This is a genomic window from Pseudomonas imrae (assembly GCF_046352735.2).
GTDB lineage: Bacteria > Pseudomonadota > Gammaproteobacteria > Pseudomonadales > Pseudomonadaceae > Aquipseudomonas > Aquipseudomonas imrae.
Genome location: NZ_CP110853.2, coordinates 625,738 through 646,367, shown reverse-complemented (window position 1 = coordinate 646,367; position 20,630 = coordinate 625,738). Strand labels below are relative to the sequence as shown.

Genomic DNA, 20,630 nt, shown 5'->3' with positions numbered 1-20,630 from the left:
ATCCTATTTAGTGCGACGCGGGCGTAGTGGTAACTATGTCAGGTCCCTGGAGGAGCCGGGCTGGGCTGGATCACGTACAGCGGTGGATAGTTGCGCAACCTCTTGCCGGGACCACTCAAGAAGTTTGCGATTGCGCGCGATCTCAAGCTCAATTCCCAAGGCTTGTTGAGCCTGCGTATAGGCCTGGTCGAAGTCTGGATAAGCGTCTTCGAGCTGTTCCTGCTGTTGCAATTGGTCTTGTTCAAGAGCGGTAAACCGCTCGGGGGATTTCTGCTTGAGATAGTCCACCCAGTAATCACGAGTAATCAGGTCCTCATAGAATGCGTCGCTTGCTTCTGCGTCATTCACGGCCTGGATGGCACGAGCCAACGGCTCTCCAATAAGAGGCCTGGCAAACGACATGGCCCCCGGTTGCCCAGGCAAGTCCAGCGGCTCCCTGAGACTCACCCGATATTGCAGTCGCACCTCCGCAGGGTCGGCCTGATGCCCATGAATACTAATACTTTGGTCGGCCAGTTTTTCAGCCTCGCCCAGACGGAACAGCTGTCGGGACAATTTCAACAAGGCGGATCCTTTCAGGTCCAGACGGACCGGGTCGATGGTGCGCAAGGTGTTGTATTCAAAGACTTTGACCTCCAACCCGCTGAACGTCAGGATGCGGCCGTCGACGCAGGTGCCGTGGGTATCGGACATACGAAACAGCACCTGTCTCAGTTCGCTATCACTGCCGGCCGCATTCACCACCTCCCAGACCCTTCGGGTAAGGTCCGAGCGGGAAACCCTGAACTCCGCGGTGTCCTGCAAGCGCAACAGCAAATGAAAAAACGCCTCATGACCCGGTTCGTCCTGTAATCCCTCCCACAGCGCTCGGTTGCCAGACTGCACCTCAGGATCAAGGGTTGCCAGCCATGCCACCAGTTGTTCATCCCCGACCGGCTCGTCGGGAATCTCTTCATCGAATTGTTCGCTTTCGCCTCCACTCTCGGACTCTTCACTGTCGCCATGGGAGGAAACACCATCGATCAGGTTATCCAACTCCGCGTGTGTGTAACCTGCGACGGGCTCCAGATGCCTTTGATTGGCGTAGTCTCTGAGCCGCTCAAGATCCCCCAGCAACATTTCGCCGTTGTCGGACAGATCAGTATTCATCAACAATTGATCGTGGGTACCGTCCAATGCCTGCGAGGGAATCGAGGAGATGTCGTTGTTCGCCAGGTTAAGGCGAGTAACCGATTCGGCCTGCCAGATGCCCTCAGGCCATTGCGTCAGTCGATTGTTCCGCAGGTCCAGCGCTTGAAGGCTCCTGAAGCCATCAAGCCGCAAACGTTCCAGATTGTTACTCGCCAGATTCAGCTCTTGCAGATGTTCCAGGCCCGACAACGCGCCATGCAAAGCCTCGGCGTCTATCAAGCCGGTGTAAGACAGGTCGAGCCGCCGCAGATGGGCCATGTCGGCAATAGCCTCGGGCAATGCCTGGAAGAGCGGGTTCCCACTAAGGTCCAAGGTGTGAACGTTGGGAAAAGCGCGCAGGAATGCGTTGGAGCCCTGCTCGGAAAGCCGCACGCCTCTGAGCTGCAGGGTCCCTACATGAGCCAGGGAGACTGGTAGCTCAGGCAGATCCCCGAGTCGTGAGCCACCCAGATCAAGTTCGGCACTGGCTTCGCTGCCCGACTTCAGCACGCCGCCGCGCCAACACTCAATGATGGCCTGCGCCGCCGTTTGCCGACTGCGCGACGATATCAAGCCGCCGCCACCCGTGGTCTCACGAATGAACAACCAACCATTCAAACGACGCGTCAAGGCATCAAGGGTCTGGGTCCAGCCATTGATTCGTTCGTGCAATTGCAGATCAGTGAAGCCCTCTTCGTGCATTTTATCGACCCATTGGAGCGCCTGCGGCTCATTGAGCGCGGGGAACAAGCGACGCACGCGGCTCTGCAGGGATAGCAAGCCTTGCGCAGGCTCGGCTGGCGGTAACGGTAATAAGCGATGGACGTTCAGTGCATCGCCGGCCGTCGGCACAAAGGTGTCTGCCTGCGCCTCAAGGGCCAACCTGGTCAGCGAACCGGCAGGCAAGCCCCAGGCCTGTTCGAACTGCTGACGGAACTCGACCAGGCTGGCTTTAGCTTGCTCGCTCAAGCGCGCATCACTCAGGTAGGTGTTGATCAGCAGTTGCTCGTGGGCAGACGACAGCGCCAAGCTGGCGACTGGAGTTTCTCGCATATCAAGCCAGGCCAGACTCTGCAGATATTCCACGCCAAACGGCAATGCCTGCAGTTGTGTCCCACGTACGCTCAGAGAGTGCAGCCGGCTCAATGCGCCGACATTCAATGTGTTCAACGGGTTGTTGCTCAGGTTCAGATGTTCAAGCTCGGGCAGGTAACTCAAATTGAAAGACATCGCTGTCAGCCCGGTGTTGTTTATGATCAGTGTTTGAGTGCCGTGGAAGCCAAGGGCAAACCTCTGCAAATGCAGGTCCAGCATGCGCATGTCTGTCAGTTTCAGGGTTCTTACATGGTTGAAGGCCCCAGCAGGCACTTCGGGCAGCGAGCTCAGTTGCAAGCCTGACAAATCAAACGCTGAAGGCTGGGGAATATACGCAGGAAAACCAGGGGCAGGCTGTGGGGGGGTTATAAGGTCGCCGGAGAAAATGTGCTGGCGGGCCAAGTTGCTGCGCCAGTTCAGCTTCAAGGTGGAAACCACAGAGTTCATCGCTTCGCGGTCAGCCGTCTGCTGCGTCGTGCTGTCAAGCCACAATTGCAGCTGCCGGTCAAGTTCACCACCCTGTACGCTCAATGCTTCAATGGCATCGAGCCGGGCCTGAGGTTCTGGCCATAACATGGCAAGATTGCTGCGTAATGTAGGGGAGTCGATGTTCACCGCTGCCAGACGGAAAAGCTCACCCTGGGTGTAATCCCTCACCATTTCATCTGAATCGATCAAGTGGCTGGGCTGGCTGCGCACATAGTCATAAATGGGCTTGAAGGACTCGCGCGTTATTTTCGACCAATCCAGCGACAGGCCTCTCAATAGCTGGTCATGCCCGGGATAAAGGTTCGACGCCAGCGTGTCGATACCGGTCTCTCGCAGGTCCAGACGTTCAAGCAGTGGTAGCTCAAGCACACCGATGGGCCACTGCTTCATCTGAAGGTTGGTGACCTTCAGCTTTCGCAAACGGGTAAAGCCATGAACATCCAGGGCGGGGCTATCAGCTGCCGCGCCGGTACAATGAAGGCTAAGGTCTTCAAGACCGGACAGGGTCGTCAGGCTGGGGATCACCTGCAACGGTGCCTGCGTACGCAGGGTCAGCCGAGTCAAGTGTCGAAGGCTTCTCAATGCCTCGAAGACACGCTCCGTATCGCTTTGCGGCATCGTGACGTCAAGTGCCTCCAGCGAAGGACAAAGAGCCAGAAATGAGCCATCGTGATCTGGCACGCTCAGCGTCAGTTCGCGAACATGGGGAAAACTTGCCGTAAGGGCAGGCAAAGGGTCCGAGGCGTATATTGCCAACTGCCTGAAACCGGGGTGCTCGTCTGCCAGAGGCGCATTTCGCCACGACGCCTTGATCCTCTGCGCCGCCGCCCAACGCCCGAGACCGATGTCTTCCCTTGACATGCTCGCCAAGAGCTCGCCCATCGTCGGGGAGTGGGTGGTTACCCACGCATCCAGCGTTGATTCAAGGGTTTGCCACTCGCGCAACTGCGCTTGTAAGTAACCATAGATTTGGGCATCAGTGCGGCCTGCACGCTGCTGGTTCAGGAGATAACCGCTGGCTTGTTGATCGGTCAAGCCTGGGTAGACATCCTGAACACGCGTCACCAGGGACGCATCCATAGCAGCGCCGCGACCACTGGCGTAATACCCCACCCGTTTATCTCTCAACCTGGCAGGCGGCTTATTCATGCCTTTGCGTACAGTGTCCTGTTCAAGCACGAGCGCCATTTCATCGGGATGACCACTGGCGTATTCGATAATGGCCAGCCGCAACTCAATATGCTGCCACAAGTGGTTGAACCCCACTCCTCGGCGTACCTCATCGGGCAAGGCATGTATCAGGGAGGGGAAAAAATTGTCGCCCCATTTCGCAAGTCCGTTGAGCGCGTCGCCCCGCTCATCGAACGCCTGGTACATCGGCCCTTTTTTGACCAAATACTTGCGTACCGGTGCTGCCTCATTGCCAATACCGTCGAGCAGTAAGCCCGTGATGCTGGTGTCGCGGATTTCCAGGCGCACGTTATCCGACCAGCCAGGCATTTTCTGCAAAGCATGCAGCGCCAGACGCTTACTATCGACCGACCCCATGTTATCCATGTAGAGCCCAGCATACGCGTTGCTCAGGCGTCCTTGCCGGGCATACCAACGCGCATCTTCCAGCATCCTCAACGGCACGCGCGTGGTACGGCTTGCCAGGCGTTCCAGTTCCTCGCTATCGGCCTGGGCCAGCACAGCGCGTGCGCCAGCCTCGCTGAGCCCTGGAGTGACTTGTTGCAACCGCATGACGGCCCAGGCTTTGGGCTGCGTACCTTGGTAAAGACTGTCGAATACGTCCGATTGGCGAGTATTGAGGAAATCGGCAATTTGCTTATTGAGCACTTGAGCCCTGGTTGTGCCGGCCTGCACCGGCTCTGCACCGAGCAGATGGGTAATCTGCGGCTCGTCGAGCGCCTGCAGGATACGCGTGGACAATTCACCACTCATCACATCGGCCCGGCTGAGCTTGATGGATGCTCTGACCTCACCAGGTAGCACCTGATACTCGGAACCGTATCTGATCGAGGGTCCCGTAAGTTCAGGCCCCTCGAACACCTCCAGCACAAGGCCCTGTGGCCAGCGCGGTAACTGGGTCACTATCGGCAGAACGTACAAATAGCGGTCATTGAGCGGTCGCGCCTCTTGCACTTGCTCAATCACCTGGGCCACCCCCTCCTCCGCCTCGAACAAGCGCAGGGTGTTGGTCACTTCGGCAGGCGCAGGCAGATTATCCAAGTGCATCTTGCGCAACACATTGTCGCTGGCGCCGCTGATGTCGCCGATTCTCAGCAACTCCTCATCGGTAAAGGCTTCGGTCACATGTCCCATGCGCCGCAATAACTTCAATCGCTCCCACGTAAGTGGACGCTCCAGGGTATGGCGCCAGGCTCCTGCACCGTTGTGGGTCAAAATAGGCTGGTAAGCCTGCGTATCGCTCGGGTGCGCGATACGCCAGCACTGGAGGGATTCGTCATAGATCTGCTGGTAAACCTTACCGTCCTGGCGGAAATACGTTTTACCATCCAGTTCATACTGGCCCAGGGCATTGGGGCTGCTGGTATTCAGGCTGACGGTGTTTTCATAGCCGCCAAGGTCTGGTTTCCACAGGCGGGTCTGGCCATTGGGCAAGGTGACCTGCTCCAAGCTCTCGATCACCGGCTCAGCCTTGACCGCGGTCAGTTTGGCCAGCCCTCTGGCACCACCGGCCATCGCGGCCATAAACACCAGGTTCTGGGCCACATCAATCAAATGGGCCTTGGCGGCCTGACGGTCACCTTCACTCCACTCATGCGCGGCTTCACAGGTCTCTGTCAGCAGCTGAGCCACCATCGTACCGGTCATGAGTTCACCCAATACAGGTACAAACATCGAGACACCGGTCAACACCAGCATTCCTATATCCAGCAAGCGGGCGAGCTTTTCCGAACGAACCCGGGCATCGACATCCACCGTGGGCACTGCATGAGCCCGAGCGTCGGCGATGAGCTTGTCACGATGCTGGTCAGACAGGTAATCCCATAGATCATGGGTCCAGACACCAGGCCCCTTGCGCAACATGGCACCGGGCGCAAGGTAGGGGTCAGGGTTAGGCGCCAGAGGGGCCGGAGGGACAAACGGCAAGTCCTGGAGTTGATAGGTAGCCCCGAAGGGAGCAAGACCGAACAGCTTATTGGCCATTGGGGCATACGGCGCCAGCTTTTGCCCGACTGTCGCCGTCGGCGCATCCTCGGTGAACTGGGAGAAGTAATATGGGCGGTCGGCATAAGCCACGAACTGGCTGAAAAACTGCTGGTAAGCCGTCGGGCTGCCATCACTCGGCGAAGCAGCATCACGGGTGGTGAAGCGCTGCTTGAAAAGCCTGGTCATCTCAGCCTCGGTGTAGCGTTTGAGGGGATACTCCGGGTCATTGGGAATATAGAGAAGCCGCTCATCGGAGCGCCCATACAAGTCGCCGATCGAGAACATCACGCACCCGGTCATTTGACGTCCCATCAGAGCAAAATCACAGATTCCTACGCGCTTGCCATCCATCCATGGCTGAGAATCTCCATCGATGACAGACAGCACCAACGTGTAATCCCGGGGTTCGATGTCGTGTTTGAACAGGGCTATTTCGGCCGCCGCACGCATGGCCGCTTTCTGGGCGGTTTTGACGGTGTTTCGAAGTTGCTCGGCAGCAACAGGGTTGGGTTGCAAGTAGTTTTTCAGGTAAGCCTGATATTTTGCGCCGATGTCCAACGAGCGGCACAGCCTGGTGAACTGGGCCACGGTCAGTGCCGGGGTTATGGCCTGGAAAGTGTTGGTTGCGCCGTTTTTTTGCAAAAAACCAGAAGACGCGTGGAAAGCGTGGGTCTCGCATTCGGACTCTTCGAAATTATGCAGGGCGGCTTGTAGCAGCGGCAGCCGCAAGACTTCAAAGCTGCTGACTTCAATGGAAAAAATCCCGACTTCCAGCGGTTTTTTCAGAACCAGGTAGGTCTCGTCTACATTCAGCTCAAGCTTGAAATGCTCCTTCAACGCGCTGACCAACAATGGCCTGGCATAGGCGTCGATCTCCTGGAGCCCCGCCATTGCCTTGTCCAAGGCAATCTGCGCGGTGAAGCTGGCAACACAACTGGCTTGCAGTGCCTTTCGTTGTTCAGGTGAGGCGCGCAAATACCCGTCGGGAAGTAGCGTGCCGGCTGCTTTCAGTTCTGCACGCCGCTGTGGGGATGCATTGAGCAGCCAATCGGGAATGGCTTTTTCGAGGAACGGGGCGTGGATGCCCAGGGATGCTGAGGCTGCTGGAGGCTCTGCAGCAGCGACGGGGGCGTGGGTATCGGACATGGTTTCTTTCCTTGGAGATGAAGCGCTAGCACATCATGACCAAGGGGCGCTGCCGCGTTAGATAGTTGCTATCTGCCGGACCGGCGCCTGATAACAACCAATGCTCTCGCGACCGCATGCAATAACCGTTCATCGGCAGACTTTCGCCTCATCAGTGAAGGATTGCATGCGTGAGGCTAAGATGCGCCACATTCCCCTTGTCGCCCCTGTAAGGTAGCCCCGGCCATGCGCCTATCCGAGTTCATCACTGCAAACGCCCAGCGAGTCGTCGATGAATGGGAGCACTTCGCCGCAACCTTGACTCCGGCGGCCGCCACCTTGAACCGTACGCAACTGCGTGACCATGCCCATGCGATCCTGATCGCCGCCGCGCGGGACATGAACACCCGTCAGGAGGCCAGCGAACAAGCAGCCAAGGCCCGGGGCGACGGGCCTGAGAAAACCCCCAGCCTGGATCAGGCCGCTGCCAGTCATGGAGAGCTACGCCATACGGTGGGCTTTGACCCGGTGCAAATGACCGCTGAGTTCCGGCATTTGCGTGCCTGCGTGATTCGCCTGTGGGTCGAGAGCATGCAAACACCGCAGCTGACTCACTTCCAGGACATGATTCGCTTCAACGAGGCCATTGACGAAGCCCTGGCCGAGTCCACGGCAGCCTACGCCGAGCAGGTGGCGCGCTCACGGGATATTTTCCTCGCGATTCTCGGCCACGACCTGCGCGCACCGCTGCAGGCGGTGAACATGTCCACCGAGATACTGTTGCGCAAGGCTCAACTGGACAGCCAGGGCTTGAGCCTGCTGGGCAATATCAAGAACGGCGCCCGGCACATGGGGGCGATGGTCAACGACCTGCTGGAGTTCGTGCGCAGCCGCCTGGGCAGCAGCCTGCCCATCGACCCCAAGCCGATGGACCTTGCCGATGCGGCACAAGAGGCGATTGATGAAGCCTGTGCCGGTCGCCCGGACTGCAACCCTACCTTGAATATCCAGGGTGATACCCGAGGCGAATGGGACCGCGGGCGAATCGACCAGTTGCTGCAGAACCTGGTGGGCAACGCCCTGCAACATGGCACCCTTAGTCGGGCAGTCACCCTGACGCTCACGGGCACGGTCGACAGCGTGATACTGGTCACGCATAACTACGGCCCGCCGATTCCCGAAAACGCCTTGGGCACGGTGTTCGATCCTCTGGTGCGTAACACCAGCGAAGAACCGGGCACCTCCACCAGCCTCGGCCTGGGCTTGTTTATCGTCAAGGAAGTAGCACTAGCCCATCGGGGCAGCATCGAGGTGACGTCCAGCGAAGCTGACGGCACCACGTTCACCGTGGTGCTGCCGCGCAGGTTCCAATAGCCCCGAAGTCCGCGATCAGAAATGCTCGCGTGGGTTGAAGTGGGCTTTTTTCGCCAACTCTTGCCACAGCGCGATGGTCTCGTCGTCGGCCTGCCTGGGCATGACCGCCTTGAGCTGCACAAACAAGTTGCCGCGCTGCCCGGCCTTGTTCAGCAAGCCGTGGCCCTTGGCGCGCATGCGCTGGCCGTTCTGGCTGCCGGCCGGCACCTTGAGGTTGATCCTGCCGGTCAGGGTCGGCACCGCCACTTCCGTACCCAGCGCCAATTCCCATGGTGCCAGGGGCAGGTTGATGATCAGGTCTTCGCCATCCACTTCGAACTTGGGGTGCGGCGCAAACTTGATGATCAGGTATAGGTCGCCGTTGGCACCACCGCCAAGACCCGGCGCGCCCTGCCCCTTGAGGCGGATGCGCTCGCCATCGGCAACACCGGCCGGGATCTTCACGTTCAGGCTTTTGGTCGTGTTGCTGACATGCCGGCCCGAGGCGTCATATTGCGGCACCTGGAAACTGATCTGCTTGGACTCGGTAGACAGCGTCTCTTCCAGGAACACCGACAGTTGCATCTCTACGTCCTGGCCCTTGCGCCCGGTACTGCGGCGTTGGCGGCCACCGGAGGCATCACCACGACCGCCAAAGATCGAACTGAAGAAATCGGAGAAATCCTCGGTACCTGCACCGCCACCGTACCCGCCACGATTCTGCCAGCCCGGCGGGCCCTGGAACGGCTGACCATGCTGGCCGTACTTGCGCAGCTCGTCATATTCGGCGCGCTTGTCGGCGCTCTTGAGTGCCTCATAGGCTTCCGACGCGTCCTTGAACTTGGCCTCGGCGTCTTTTTCCTTGCTGACATCCGGGTGATATTTACGCGCAAGCTTGCGATAGGCAGCCTTGATCTCCTTGTCATCCGCTGTCGGTTCGACACCCAGAATCTTGTAGTAGTCTTTGAAATCCATCGGCGATTCACCATCCTTCATCGAGATCGCACAGCCCGAGGCACAACGTGCGCTGCCTTGCACCGGTTGAGTATTGGGCCTGGGGGTGCGTCAAAGTGTTATCGGCACTAGCCGTATGCACCAGATGTGGGGGCAAATCCTCCACTTTCAAGCAAGATTTAACGGATGGTCGGCCTACGCATCCGCCTTCGACTGGCATACACTGCGCGGCCGTTTTTCAACCGGAACCCGATAGACATGAAAAACCCATCCCCAGCCCGTGCCTGCGGTATCGACTTCGGCACGTCCAACTCCACTGTCGGCTGGATCCGTCCCGGCATGGAAACGCTTATCGCGCTGGAGGACGACAAGATCACGCTGCCGTCGGTGGTGTTCTTCAACTTCGAGGAGCGCCGCCCGGTCTATGGTCGCCTGGCACTGCACGAGTACCTGGAAAACTACGAAGGCCGGCTGATGCGCTCGCTCAAGAGCCTGCTGGGCTCCAAGCTGATCAAGCACGACACCAGCGTGCTGGGCACGGCCATGCCGTTCACCGACTTGCTGGCGCTGTTTATCGGCCAGCTCAAGAGCCGCGCCGAGGCCAATGCCGGTCGCGAGTTCGAAGAAGTGGTGCTGGGTCGCCCGGTATTTTTCGTCGACGATGACCCGATGGCTGACCAGGAAGCGGAAAATACGCTGGTGGACGTGGCGCGCAAGATCGGCTTCAAGGACATCTCGTTCCAGTACGAGCCGATTGCCGCAGCTTTCGACTACGAATCCACCATCGAGAAAGAAGAGTTGGTACTGATTGTCGACATCGGCGGCGGTACCTCTGACTTTTCCCTGGTGCGTCTGTCGCCGGATCGCCGCCACAACGACAACCGCCACGACGACATCCTCGCCACCGGCGGCGTGCACATCGGCGGCACCGACTTCGACAAGCAGCTCAGCCTGCAGGGCATGATGCCGCTGTTTGGCTATGGCAGCCGCATGAAAAGCGGCGCCTACATGCCTACCAGCCACCACATGAACCTCGCCACCTGGCACACCATCAACTCGGTGTACTCGCAAAAGTCCCAACTGGCCCTGGGCAGCATGCGCTATGACATCGAAGACACCGGTGGCATCGACCGCCTGTTCAAGCTGATCGAGCAGCGCGCCGGGCACTGGCTGGCGATGGAGGTCGAGGAGACCAAGATCCAGCTGACCCACGAAGACAGCCGCCATGTGCTGCTGGACCGGGTTGAACCGGGCTTGAGTGTGGAGTTGAGCCGGGTGCTATTCGAGTCGGCCATCGATAACTTGCTGGAGCGGGTGCGCAACAGCGTGACGCAACTGCTCAACGATGCTTCGGTGGACGTAGCCCAGGTGGACACGGTGTTTTTCACCGGTGGTTCCAGCGGTATCCCAGCGCTGCGCCACAGCGTTTCGGCGATGTTGCCGAATGCGCGGCATGTGGAAGGCAACATCTTCGGCAGCATCGGCAGCGGCCTGGCGATCGAGGCCAGCAAGCGCTACGGCTACTGAGTTTTATCTGACAGACCGAGGGGGCGCCCTTCGCGAGCAAGCCCGCTCCCACATTCGACCGTGTTTCTTCAGGATGTACGCGGTTAAATATGGGAGCGGGCTTGCTCGCGAAGGGCGCCGGTCCAGGCAACACCAACCTCTAAACCATCCCGCCGAGCTTCAGCTCGCTCTTCAGATACGCGTAATAAATCGGTCCCGCCACCACGCCCGGCAGACCGAATGCGGCTTCAAACACCAACATCGCCAGCAGCAATTCCCACGACTTGGCACTGATCTGCCCGCCCACAATGCGCGCGTTGAGGAAGTACTCGATCTTGTGAATCACGATCAGATAACCCAACGCCGCCACCGCCACCCAGATCGACAGCGACAAGGCCACGATAGTGATCAAGGTATTGGAGATCAGGTTGCCGATCACTGGCAACAGGCCCAGCAGGAAGGTCAGGACAATCAAGGTCTTGGTCAGTGGCAGGTGAATCCCGCACAGCGGCAACACTACGGCGAGGAACACCGCAGTGAACAGGGTGTTGAGGGCGGCGATCTTGATTTGTGCGAAGACGATGTTGCGAAAGGCCTGGACCAGCAGGTGCAGTCGATCGAACAGCACGGCCGCCAAGGGCTTGCGCTGGGTAAGATCAGGCACTCGCTGCAGGGCCATGATGGCGCCCAGGACCATGCCGATCAGCAAGGTCACAAACATGTGCGCCGCGTCCTTGCCCACCAGTTGCAACTCGCTCAAGTGCTTGCTCAGCCACTCGCCGATAGCCACGCGAAACTCGGCGGCGCTGGCCGGCAGGTAAGCATCGAGGAACGGCGGTAACTGGCCGCGCGCGCGATCCACCACGCCCATGAACTTATCCAGAGAGGCCCCGGGGTTTTCCACCTCATGCAGCAGGAAGCTGATGGCTCCGGCGAAAATCAGGGTCAATGCGCTGACAATCAACGTCCCCAACAAGGCTACCGCCAGCCAGCGCGCGCGCCGACCTTCGATCAACCGCTGCAATTGAGGGGTAAGCATGTTGACCAGTTCGAATACCAACAGGCCGGCCAGCAGGCTGGGTAACAGTTTTAACGGCAGTACCAGCAACAATCCGCCGAAAATGATGATGTAACTGGCCAGCAGCAACACATGACGCTGAGAAAACGTTGGCATACAGCCTCTAAACGGACAGCGTTAAAGGACGTGCAGATGCGGGCTTGCCGGCGAAGAACCTGAACGATAACGCATGCATCCTGATTAAGACGCAGTGTCCTCGCGCTCTTCGCGAGCAAGCTCACGCCTGCAAAAGGAGCGGTGTGCGAGTGTCGCAGCCTTCTGTAGTCCGGGGCTATTACTTCTTCAGGCAGGTGCTCATAAAGGTTTTACGCGCATCGCCGGTCAACGCCTGGGTCTTGGCCGAGGCGTTGCAGTCTTTCATTTTTTGCTGCTGCGGGGTCAGGGCCTTGGCATCGTTGGCTGCAGGGGCCGAGAGGCAGGTCTTCATGAACGCTTTGCGCTCGTCGCCCTTGAGGGTCTTGGTAGAGGCTTCGGCGTTGCAGGTAGTCATTTTGTTTTGCTGGGCAGTGGCCGCAAACCCTTGGGAACAGAGCAGCAGGCCGATCATCAACAACGGAACACGCAACATCTTCATGGAGTTTTCTCCCAGTTACCGCGTCGACAGGCGCGGCCTCCCGTGCAGTGTAGACAAAGCCTGTTACACCTTCACCTACTGCGTATATTCGCCCGTCGATACTGCTCGGGCGTACAACCGGCCTGACGCTGAAACATCACAATAAACGCCGACGCGGTGCTGTAACCCAGGTCAAACGCCACCTCCTGGACGCTGCGGGCACCTTCCAGGGCTTCGATGGCCGCCAGGAAGCGCAGGCGCTGGCGCCACTCGCCAAAGCTCATGCCCAGCTCACGGGTGAACTGCCGGGCCAGCGTGCGCTCGCTGACATGCACCTGTTGCGCCCACTGCACCAATGGGCGGTTATCACCCGGATCGGCCTGCATCGCCTCCAGCACGCTCAGCAACCCTGGGTGACTGGCATACGGCAGATAACAGTCATGCACCGTTGCCTGTCTGAGCTGGTCCACCAGTACCTGGGCCAGGCGCACATCGGCTGCCTCTTTGGGGATATTTACGTCACGCTCGGCGAAATCACTGAGGATGGCCTTGAGAATTTCGCTGATGGTCAAGGTGCAGGGCTGCTTGGGCAACTGCTCGCAAAGCTCGGGCGCCAGGTACACCGAGCGGTAGACAATCGCCTGGGCGTTGTAGGAACTGTGCTGGGTATTAGGTGGAATCCACACGGCGTATTGCGGCGGCGACATGAAACGACTGCCCGCCACTTCAAAGCGCATGACACCACGGGCCGAATAATCCAGCGATCCCCAGGCGTGTTGGTGCGCGCTGGCGTGAGTGTCGGCCTCGAATTCCGAATAGCGGAAATACACCGGGGCCGGCAGCGTGGCGAAATCAGGCAGATTGATGTACTTCTTGCGCATATTGTCTGGATACAACAGTTGGATGACCGGATCGAAGTATAGGCTTCGATCCAGACAAAGGATAATCAGCCCTCACTTACGCTTCCGGTTCCTTTCGATGCAATACGCTTATCCACTGCTGGCCATTTTTATCTGGGCAGGCAATACCGTGATCAACAAGCTCGCGGTGGGCGCGATCTTCCCCGCCGAGATCGGCTTTTATCGCTGGCTACTGGCGGCCATCTTTTTTACCCCTTTCATGCTCAAGCCGGTGATTGCCAACTGGCCGCTGATCCGCCCGAACCTGGGCCGGATTTTCATCCTGGGCGTGCTGGGCATGGCGATTTACCAAAGCCTGGCCTATTACGCCGCGACGCTGACCAGCGCAACCAACATGGGCATCATCTTGTCGTTGATGCCGCTGATGGCCCTGGCGGCTGCCATCATCAGCCTGGGCCAGCGCCTGACCTTTGGCGCACTGAGCGGTGCAGTCCTGTCGTTTGCCGGGGTGCTGGTGGTGGTGTCTTCCGGCAGCCTTGGCGCCCTGTTGCAACACGGGGTGAACCTGGGCGACGGCATGATGTTGGTCGCAACCCTGGCCTACGCGGTCTACAGCACCCTGCTGAAAAAGTGGCAACTGCGCCTGCCGCCGCTGGTGCTTCTGTATTTGCAGGTACTGGTTGCAGTGGTGGTGCTGTTCCCGTTGTTCCTGGCTTCGCCAAAGGTCGGCCTCGACGGCTCGAATATCGCGCTGGTGCTGTATGCCTGCGTCCTAGCGTCGATGCTCGCCCCCCTGGCCTGGATGCATTCGGTCAAGCACCTGGGACCGAGTCGGACCACCTTGTTTTTCAATCTGCTGCCGTTGATCACTGCGCTGATTGCGGCAGTGGTGCTCAAGGAGCAGTTGGCCCTATATCACCTGATCGGCGGGCTATTGACCTTAGGCGGAGTGATCCTGTCGGAACGCTGGACGACGCCGATCGGCACAAAAGCCAGCGTCGCCTGAGGCGGACAGACGCCGGTGGCCTGGAGTCTTGGCGTATGTTCGACAAGCTCGTCGCATGACTCCCTGACGACGCACGCCGTCAAAACGCAGGAGCCAACTCGCGCAACAGTCGCTCGGCCTCATCACTGGAGCGCCGGAACGCTTCGGGGACCGACTCCTCACCTTCGGCTGCAATTACCCGGATATCGTCAATGCCGATAAAACCCAGCGCCGTGCGCAGATGTGGGTCCGCATGGTTCATCGCCTCGAACTCGCCCCCCGGGCCAAAACCACTGCCGCCACGGCTGGTGACAATCAGCGCCTTTTTGCCCTGCAGCAAGCGCTGGTATTGGGCAATGCCCTGATTGTCCTGGGTGACATCGAAAGTCAGCCCCATGCGTACGATATGGTCAATCCAGGCCTTCAGGCCGCTTGGCAGACCGAAGTTGTACATCGGCGTGGAAATCACCAGCAAGTCATGGCCCATCAACTCGCCGACCAGTTCATCGCTCAACTGCAGGTCAGCCTGCATGGCCAGGGGCCGTGCCTGGGGTTCTGGGTAAAAGTTGGCGGCGACAAACGCTTCGCTGACATGAGGAATGGAGGCCCGGCCAACTTCCCGACGAGTCAACAACGCATCGGGGTTGGCGGTTTGCCAAACATCGAGAAAGACTTCTGCCAAACGCCGCGAATGAGAGCGTTCGCCACGTGGACTGGCATGGATAGCAAGCATTTTATTCATCTGTAGGACCTTCACGGGCTAGACTCAAGCAACCTGAATGGTCGGCTTTGTTTGACAAAACTAATGCCTTCGACGCCGCCCGACAAATGAGCAAAAGTTACTCTGGATGATATTAATTCATCTATGGAGCCCTGAATGTTTGCCTCACTACCCCTCACCGCCTTGCGTGCCTTTGAATCGGCGTCGCGCCTGCTCAGCTTCAAGGCGGCCGCCCAGGAGTTGTCGGTGACGCCGACGGCGATCTCCCACCAGATTCGCTCATTGGAAACCTGGCTGGGCGTGCCACTGTTCGAGCGCCTGCCGCGCCAGGTGCGCCTTACCGACTGCGGCGAGCGCCTGTTCCACAGCCTGCACGGGGCGTTACTGGATGTAGCCCACAGCATCGACACCCTGCGCCCGCAGCACAGCGCCGGCCATCTCACGGTTTCCACCACGCCAGCCTTTGCCGCCTTGTGGCTAGTGCCTCGGCTTGGACGCTTCTATGCCGCACACCCCGACATCAACCTGCGTCTTGATACCCAATGCGAGGTGGTCGATCTACAGCAGGACGCCAGCATTGACCTGGTGATTCGCTACAGCCTGGACGACTATCTGAACATGCACAGCCTGTGCCTGTTCGACGAGTGCTTTGCCGTCTACGGCTCCCCCGAACAGGTGGCCCTGGCGAGCACACAAGTGCCAACCCTGATCAGCGTGCGCTGGCACAACTCCAGGCTCTACGCCCTTGGATGGCAAGCCTGGTGCGAACACGCCGGCGAACAATGGCTGCTGCCATCACGGCCCATGCGCGAATACGACGAAGAACACTACGCACTGCAAGCGGCAATCGCCGGCCAAGGCTTGGTGCTGGCCAGCAATATCCTGGTTTCGGAAAGCGTAGCCAGTGGTTTGCTGGTGCCGTACAGGCCTCAAGTCAACGTCGACGGTGCCGGTTACAGTGCGCTGTGTGTGCCGGGCCGGGAGCGTCACCCTCCCGTCAGGGCATTTTTCCAGTGGTTGCAGGAAGAGGCACGCCTGTCCGGCCACGGTTGCAAAATCCGATAAAACTTTTTGTGTGCGCCAGGACTCACAACCTGAAGCGATCACGCCGAAAGAAGCGTGGGGCAAAACCGGATTAGCACCAGGAGATTGAGATGACCGAAGCAAATTTGACTGACGTTGCGACCCTGCGCACCCGCGCCCGCCAGAACGTCGAAAACGGTGCCGTGACCGAAGGCTACGAGGCTGACCGCGAAGAAATCATCCGCTTGCTCAACGCCTCCCTGGCCACTGAGCTGGTGTGCGTACTGCGCTACAAGCGCCACTATTTCATGGCCAGTGGCATCAAGGCGGCAGTTGCTGCCCAAGAATTCCTCGAGCATGCCACCCAGGAAGCCGAGCATGCCGACAAACTCGCAGAGCGTATCGTGCAGTTGGGCGGCGAACCGGAGTTCAACCCGGACCTGCTGTCGAAAAACTCCCACGCCCAATACGTGGCGGGTAACAACCTGAAGGAAATGGTCTACGAAGACCTGGTGGCCGAGCGGATTGCAGTCGACAGCTACCGCGAGATCATTCAGTACATCGGCGACAAAGACCCGACCACCCGACGGATCTTTGAAGAAATCCTCGCCCAGGAAGAAGAGCACGCTGACGACATGGCCGACATCCTCGAAAGCCTGTAATCAGCGGCGCAAAAAGGGGAGCAGCTTTAACGAAAATCAAATGTAGGAGCTGTCTAGCTTTAGCGAGGCTGCGATGGCGGTGGTTCAGGCAACCTGTACCGCCGCCATCGCAACCTCACCAGGGCTCGACAGCTCCCACAAGGGTTCTGCGTCACCAGGAAATCTGCACAGACAGCCAAGATCAAATGTGGGAGCTGCGCCTGTGGGATCTCCATTTTTTTGCGGTTGCGGGCGCTAGCCTTTGACGGTTTTCGGTGCCTTGCCTGCTTTCATTTGCTGCAACAGCGGCACGCATTGGTTGGGTACATCCCCACTCGGTGCCACCAGGGCCAGCAGCCCCGCGGCAGGCCCGACAATCACACCCAGGGCGACCATGCCCGCACCGCGCAACAGCAATGGCACCGCCTTGACCCCGGCGTTCGGCTTGATGAACGGCCCGTTGACGTACAACGGTGAGCGCAGCGAGAACAGACGAAAGCCCTTGGATTCAGGGGTAATCGTCAGGTCCAGTTGCTCACTGGCCATATTGGCCGTGCCATCGACGTAGATAATCGCGTTCTCGGTGTCGAAGACAAACAACCGGGTAGTCGCAAGGCCGGTCTTGATACCAAAGTCTGCCGCAGCACAGTTGATCTTCACTTCCTTGTCGCCAAACATTTTGCCGACCACATAGTTGCCCACGTTCAACCCGGCGATCTCCATCAGTCCACGGCTGATGGCGCCGTCATTGATCAACATTTTCAGATCACCATTGGCCGTGCCCAGCAACGCCGCCACCGAATTACCGCGCCCGGCGATATCGGCGTCGCCGTTGAGCTCACCGAAGCTGGTCTTCATCGGCTCAAAGGTGGGGAACAGCTGCTTGAGCTTGAAGTTGCGCGCGGTCAGCTTCGCCCTGCCTTCCAGCGGAGTGATGCGGCCATTGAGGCGAATCTGCGCATCGAGCTTGCCGCCCGCTACGCCAAAGCGCAGGGGTTCAAGGTTCAACTGGCCATCGTTGAGCACCAGGTGCGTGTAGAGATCGGTGAATGGCAGGTCCGCGCTGTGGACAATACGTTTGCCCGTGAACTCGACATCGGCGTCCATATCGCGCCAACGCTCTGTACGGAACTCTTCCACCGGTAGCACTTTGGTCGCCGGCTGCTTGCTCTCACCGCCACGCGCCTTTTGCTTGGCATTGGAGTCCGCGCCGATCAGCGGTGCAAGGTCGGCCAGCAACAGTTGATTGGAGACCAGCGCGCCACTGAGCTTTGGTCGAGGCTGACTGGCGACATAGCCCAGGCTGCCATGGATATCACTGTTGCCAATCTTGCCGTTGAAGTTCTCATAACGGAATGACGCTCCGCCCGGCTCATGGAGCTTGGCGATCAGGCGGCCATCGGTGGAATAGGCTGGCGAATCCGGCAGGGTGACGCCGGTCAACGGGTACAGGTTGCCCAGGCTGTTGCCGGAAAGCTTGAGGCGCAAATCCAGCGCGCCCAGGTTCAGCGGGTCGGTCAAGGTGCCAGCCACTGCAATGCGGGTGTCGGCGATCTTGACCTGGGCTTGCACCGGGAACGGCTTGGCAGCGTCTTGCAGGGCCAGCAACCCGCCGATTTTGCCGCTGCCCGCGAGCTTCTGCCCATGATACTGACCAGCGACCTTGAGGCCGAATGCATAGTCTTGGGGCGCAGAGCCTTTCTCCAAGGCTTTTTTCGCCTCGTTTTCGCCGACGATTTCGCTGAAGGGAATCGGCTTGCCCAACAGATCGATCACTATGTCGAGGCGAGTCTTGAGGGTTTGGTCATCAAGGCTCACGAGGCCCTTGTCGAAGCCGATGGCGCCGATATCCACCACCCAACTGGATGGCTCTGCGTTCGGGTCCTTCGGATCGAACTGGAAGGTCCAGTTGGCGCGACCATCGGCCAGACGCTGCAACTCGGCGCTAGGTTCGGTGAGGTCGATACGCGGGATCACTACACGCCGGGCCAGCAACGCCAAGGGCGAAACCCGCAGTTCGACACGCTTGAGCGTGACCATCTGCGGCTTTTTCGACCACTCGGGGTTGCCCAGGCTCAGGTCCTCGGCCACCACGTGAGGCCAGGGAATCCAGGCGCGCCAACCGCCTTCGTCAGGCTCGCGCTGCCAGACCACCGAGAGATTGCCATTGATGGCAAACGGGCGATGCAATTCTTCGGAGACTTTGGCATTGAGTGGCGGCTTGATCCGATTCCAATCGAAAAACACCAGCACCAGCACTATTACGGCGATGAGCAACACGAAGCCAGTGCAGCTCCAGGCGAAGATTTTACGGGTGCGCGTCATTGCACAAGACTCCTGATTACGACTGCGCGCGCCAATGGCCACGCCTCTGAGAACTAAAGCTTATAGGGCTACGACTGGCAAACGCTGCAGGGGTTTAACCGCAGCAGCGAATTAGCCGGAAAAAGCCGATTTCCTGACCGATCGGACCACTTCGCCCATCAATGGCGCACCGTTGTTACCCACGACTGTGACGAAAATACCCACACCAGTGCAAAAGCGCGGGCTTGAGAGGCTCGTGCTAGAGCCTTCAGGGTGAACAATCAATTCTGTTGATTATTACCATTGTGTTTATGAACTTTTATATCGAGTTATCGAGAGTAGCATTAGCACTGTACCCACTTTATCGCCCTCCCAAGGAGCAAACATCATGAAACGCCAATTCCTTCTCAGTGTTGCACTCTCGGTCCTGGCCACTAGCGCATTTGCCCTGCCGGCTTCTGATCAGGCCACTCCGCAAATCAAGTCTGACGCCACGCACACCAGCCAGACCGTCGCCGAAGGTGGTCGCGATCGCCTGGAACAGAAAGGCCTGGTTGAAGGCGGTGCTGATCGCCTGCTCGAACGCAACGCCTTAGCCGAAGGTGGTCGTGATCGCCTGGAACAGAAAGGCTTGGTTGAAGGCGGTGCTGATCGTCTGCTCGAACGCAACGCCGTAGCCGAAGGTGGCCGTGATCGCCTGGAGCAGAAAGGCCTGGTTGAAGGCGGTGCTGACCGTCTGCTGGAACGCAACGCCGTAGCCGAAGGTGGCTCCGACCGTCTGAATGAAATGCATCAAGCAGCGAGCTAAGCCTGTGCCGGCCTGGAAAAAAGCCCGATCCCCAGAGATCGGGCTTTGACTTTGTGTGATCCGCAACACCTTTGCCCCGCTACAAGTTCGACGCCAGCAAAGCTGATTTGCTAGAGTGCGTCGCTGTCCTTGTCCACAAAGCCCACCCGCCAATGCTGCCCCGCGCCGAACAGAAACAACAGACCCGCCTCGCCTTGATGGATGCAGCCCGCCATCTGATGGAGTGTGGTAGGGGGTTCGGCAGCCTGAGCCTGCGCGAAGTGGCCAAGACCGCGGGCATTGTACCGACTGGGTTCTATCGGCACTTTGCCGATATGGATCAACTGGGCCTGGTGCTGGTCAGTGAAGTTGGCCAGACCTTCCGCGCCACTATTCGCCTGGTGCGCCACAATGAGTTCGTGATGGGCGGCATCATTGATGCCTCAGTGCGGATCTTCCTTGATGTAGTGGCTGCCAACCGTTCGCAATTCCTGTTCCTGGCCCGCGAGCAATACGGTGGTTGCCTGGCAGTACGTCAAGCCATCGGCGCCTTGCGTGAAGGCATCACCGCGGACCTTGCTGCCGACCTGACCTTGATGCCCAAGCTTCAGCATCTGGACGCCAATGGCTTGCATGTCATGGCTGACCTGATCGTCAAGAGCGTATTCGCCACCCTGCCCGACATCATCGATCCGCCCGCCGAGGCATTGCCGGCTCATCTCACGCCCCAGGCCAAGATCACCCAGCAACTGCGGTTTATCTTTATTGGCCTCAAGCATTGGCAAGGCCTGGGCAGCACCGAGTAGCCA

Annotated in this window: 14 protein-coding genes; 7 read left to right on the top strand and 7 right to left on the bottom strand. The window is 58.9% G+C overall.

The window, feature by feature from the left end:
- Positions 1 to 33: 33 nt before the first annotated feature.
- Positions 34 to 7,077: an NEL-type E3 ubiquitin ligase domain-containing protein gene (locus OQ460_RS02850; protein ID WP_410020402.1), complete on the bottom strand. Its 7,044-nt coding sequence runs from the start codon at positions 7,075 to 7,077 to the stop codon at positions 34 to 36.
- 225 nt (positions 7,078 to 7,302) lie between these two features.
- On the opposite strand from OQ460_RS02850, the gene OQ460_RS02845 reads away from it, so the two are divergent.
- Positions 7,303 to 8,430, top strand: coding sequence for a sensor histidine kinase (locus OQ460_RS02845; RefSeq protein ID WP_410020401.1), 1,128 nt, complete (start codon positions 7,303 to 7,305; stop codon positions 8,428 to 8,430).
- 15 nt (positions 8,431 to 8,445) lie between these two features.
- Here OQ460_RS02845 and OQ460_RS02840 read toward each other — a convergent pair whose 3' ends face one another.
- A complete protein-coding gene (locus tag OQ460_RS02840) occupies positions 8,446 to 9,384 on the bottom strand; it encodes a DnaJ C-terminal domain-containing protein (RefSeq protein WP_410020400.1) in 939 nt (312 codons plus the stop codon).
- Positions 9,385 to 9,621: 237 nt separating this feature from the next.
- Here OQ460_RS02840 and OQ460_RS02835 point away from each other — a divergent pair, with 237 nt between their 5' ends.
- Positions 9,622 to 10,890 (top strand): Hsp70 family protein, encoded by a 1,269-nt coding sequence (locus OQ460_RS02835; protein WP_410020399.1) that lies wholly within the window; start codon positions 9,622 to 9,624, stop codon positions 10,888 to 10,890.
- 139 nt (positions 10,891 to 11,029) lie between these two features.
- Here the strand turns inward: OQ460_RS02835 and OQ460_RS02830 are convergent, their stop codons facing one another.
- From OQ460_RS02830 to OQ460_RS02820, 3 genes are all read right to left on the bottom strand, one after another.
- Positions 11,030 to 12,043 carry an AI-2E family transporter gene (locus OQ460_RS02830; RefSeq protein WP_410020398.1) on the bottom strand — a complete coding sequence of 338 codons (1,014 nt, stop codon included), beginning with the start codon at positions 12,041 to 12,043 and terminating at the stop codon, positions 11,030 to 11,032.
- 178 nt (positions 12,044 to 12,221) lie between these two features.
- Entirely contained in the window at positions 12,222 to 12,521 is a 300-nt protein-coding gene (locus tag OQ460_RS02825; protein WP_410020397.1) for a PsiF family protein, read from the bottom strand.
- A 71-nt stretch (positions 12,522 to 12,592) separates the two neighbouring features.
- Positions 12,593 to 13,381, bottom strand: coding sequence for an AraC family transcriptional regulator (locus OQ460_RS02820; RefSeq protein ID WP_410020396.1), 789 nt, complete (start codon positions 13,379 to 13,381; stop codon positions 12,593 to 12,595).
- A gap of 97 nt (positions 13,382 to 13,478) precedes the next feature.
- On the opposite strand from OQ460_RS02820, the gene OQ460_RS02815 reads away from it, so the two are divergent.
- A complete protein-coding gene (locus OQ460_RS02815; RefSeq protein ID WP_410020395.1) occupies positions 13,479 to 14,366 on the top strand; it encodes a DMT family transporter in 888 nt (295 codons plus the stop codon).
- Positions 14,367 to 14,445: 79 nt separating this feature from the next.
- Here OQ460_RS02815 and OQ460_RS02810 read toward each other — a convergent pair whose 3' ends face one another.
- Positions 14,446 to 15,087 (bottom strand): FMN-dependent NADH-azoreductase, encoded by a 642-nt coding sequence (locus OQ460_RS02810; protein WP_410020394.1) that lies wholly within the window; start codon positions 15,085 to 15,087, stop codon positions 14,446 to 14,448.
- Between the two features lie 135 nt (positions 15,088 to 15,222).
- On the opposite strand from OQ460_RS02810, the gene OQ460_RS02805 reads away from it, so the two are divergent.
- Complete coding sequence (locus tag OQ460_RS02805) at positions 15,223 to 16,131, top strand: LysR substrate-binding domain-containing protein (protein WP_410020393.1); 909 nt, start codon at positions 15,223 to 15,225, stop codon at positions 16,129 to 16,131.
- A gap of 89 nt (positions 16,132 to 16,220) precedes the next feature.
- A complete protein-coding gene (locus OQ460_RS02800; protein WP_410020392.1) occupies positions 16,221 to 16,751 on the top strand; it encodes a ferritin-like domain-containing protein in 531 nt (176 codons plus the stop codon).
- Between the two features lie 234 nt (positions 16,752 to 16,985).
- Here the strand turns inward: OQ460_RS02800 and OQ460_RS02795 are convergent, their stop codons facing one another.
- On the bottom strand, positions 16,986 to 19,055 hold the full coding sequence (locus OQ460_RS02795) for an AsmA family protein (protein ID WP_410020391.1): 2,070 nt from the start codon (positions 19,053 to 19,055) through the stop codon (positions 16,986 to 16,988).
- A 367-nt stretch (positions 19,056 to 19,422) separates the two neighbouring features.
- On the opposite strand from OQ460_RS02795, the gene OQ460_RS02790 reads away from it, so the two are divergent.
- Entirely contained in the window at positions 19,423 to 19,842 is a 420-nt protein-coding gene (locus OQ460_RS02790; RefSeq protein WP_410020390.1) for a hypothetical protein, read from the top strand.
- Positions 19,843 to 19,994: 152 nt separating this feature from the next.
- Positions 19,995 to 20,627 (top strand): TetR family transcriptional regulator, encoded by a 633-nt coding sequence (locus OQ460_RS02785; RefSeq protein WP_410020389.1) that lies wholly within the window; start codon positions 19,995 to 19,997, stop codon positions 20,625 to 20,627.
- Positions 20,628 to 20,630 lie beyond the last annotated feature (3 nt).

Coding starts and splice junctions, on each gene's coding strand:
- OQ460_RS02850 (WP_410020402.1), bottom strand. CDS start 7,077: ATGTCCGATACCCACGCCCCCGTCGCTGCTGCAGAGCCTCCAGCAGCC.
- OQ460_RS02845 (WP_410020401.1), top strand. CDS start 7,303: ATGCGCCTATCCGAGTTCATCACTGCAAACGCCCAGCGAGTCGTCGAT.
- OQ460_RS02840 (WP_410020400.1), bottom strand. CDS start 9,384: ATGGATTTCAAAGACTACTACAAGATTCTGGGTGTCGAACCGACAGCG.
- OQ460_RS02835 (WP_410020399.1), top strand. CDS start 9,622: ATGAAAAACCCATCCCCAGCCCGTGCCTGCGGTATCGACTTCGGCACG.
- OQ460_RS02830 (WP_410020398.1), bottom strand. CDS start 12,043: ATGCCAACGTTTTCTCAGCGTCATGTGTTGCTGCTGGCCAGTTACATC.
- OQ460_RS02825 (WP_410020397.1), bottom strand. CDS start 12,521: ATGAAGATGTTGCGTGTTCCGTTGTTGATGATCGGCCTGCTGCTCTGT.
- OQ460_RS02820 (WP_410020396.1), bottom strand. CDS start 13,381: ATGCGCAAGAAGTACATCAATCTGCCTGATTTCGCCACGCTGCCGGCC.
- OQ460_RS02815 (WP_410020395.1), top strand. CDS start 13,479: ATGCAATACGCTTATCCACTGCTGGCCATTTTTATCTGGGCAGGCAAT.
- OQ460_RS02810 (WP_410020394.1), bottom strand. CDS start 15,087: ATGAATAAAATGCTTGCTATCCATGCCAGTCCACGTGGCGAACGCTCT.
- OQ460_RS02805 (WP_410020393.1), top strand. CDS start 15,223: ATGTTTGCCTCACTACCCCTCACCGCCTTGCGTGCCTTTGAATCGGCG.
- OQ460_RS02800 (WP_410020392.1), top strand. CDS start 16,221: ATGACCGAAGCAAATTTGACTGACGTTGCGACCCTGCGCACCCGCGCC.
- OQ460_RS02795 (WP_410020391.1), bottom strand. CDS start 19,055: ATGACGCGCACCCGTAAAATCTTCGCCTGGAGCTGCACTGGCTTCGTG.
- OQ460_RS02790 (WP_410020390.1), top strand. CDS start 19,423: ATGAAACGCCAATTCCTTCTCAGTGTTGCACTCTCGGTCCTGGCCACT.
- OQ460_RS02785 (WP_410020389.1), top strand. CDS start 19,995: ATGCTGCCCCGCGCCGAACAGAAACAACAGACCCGCCTCGCCTTGATG.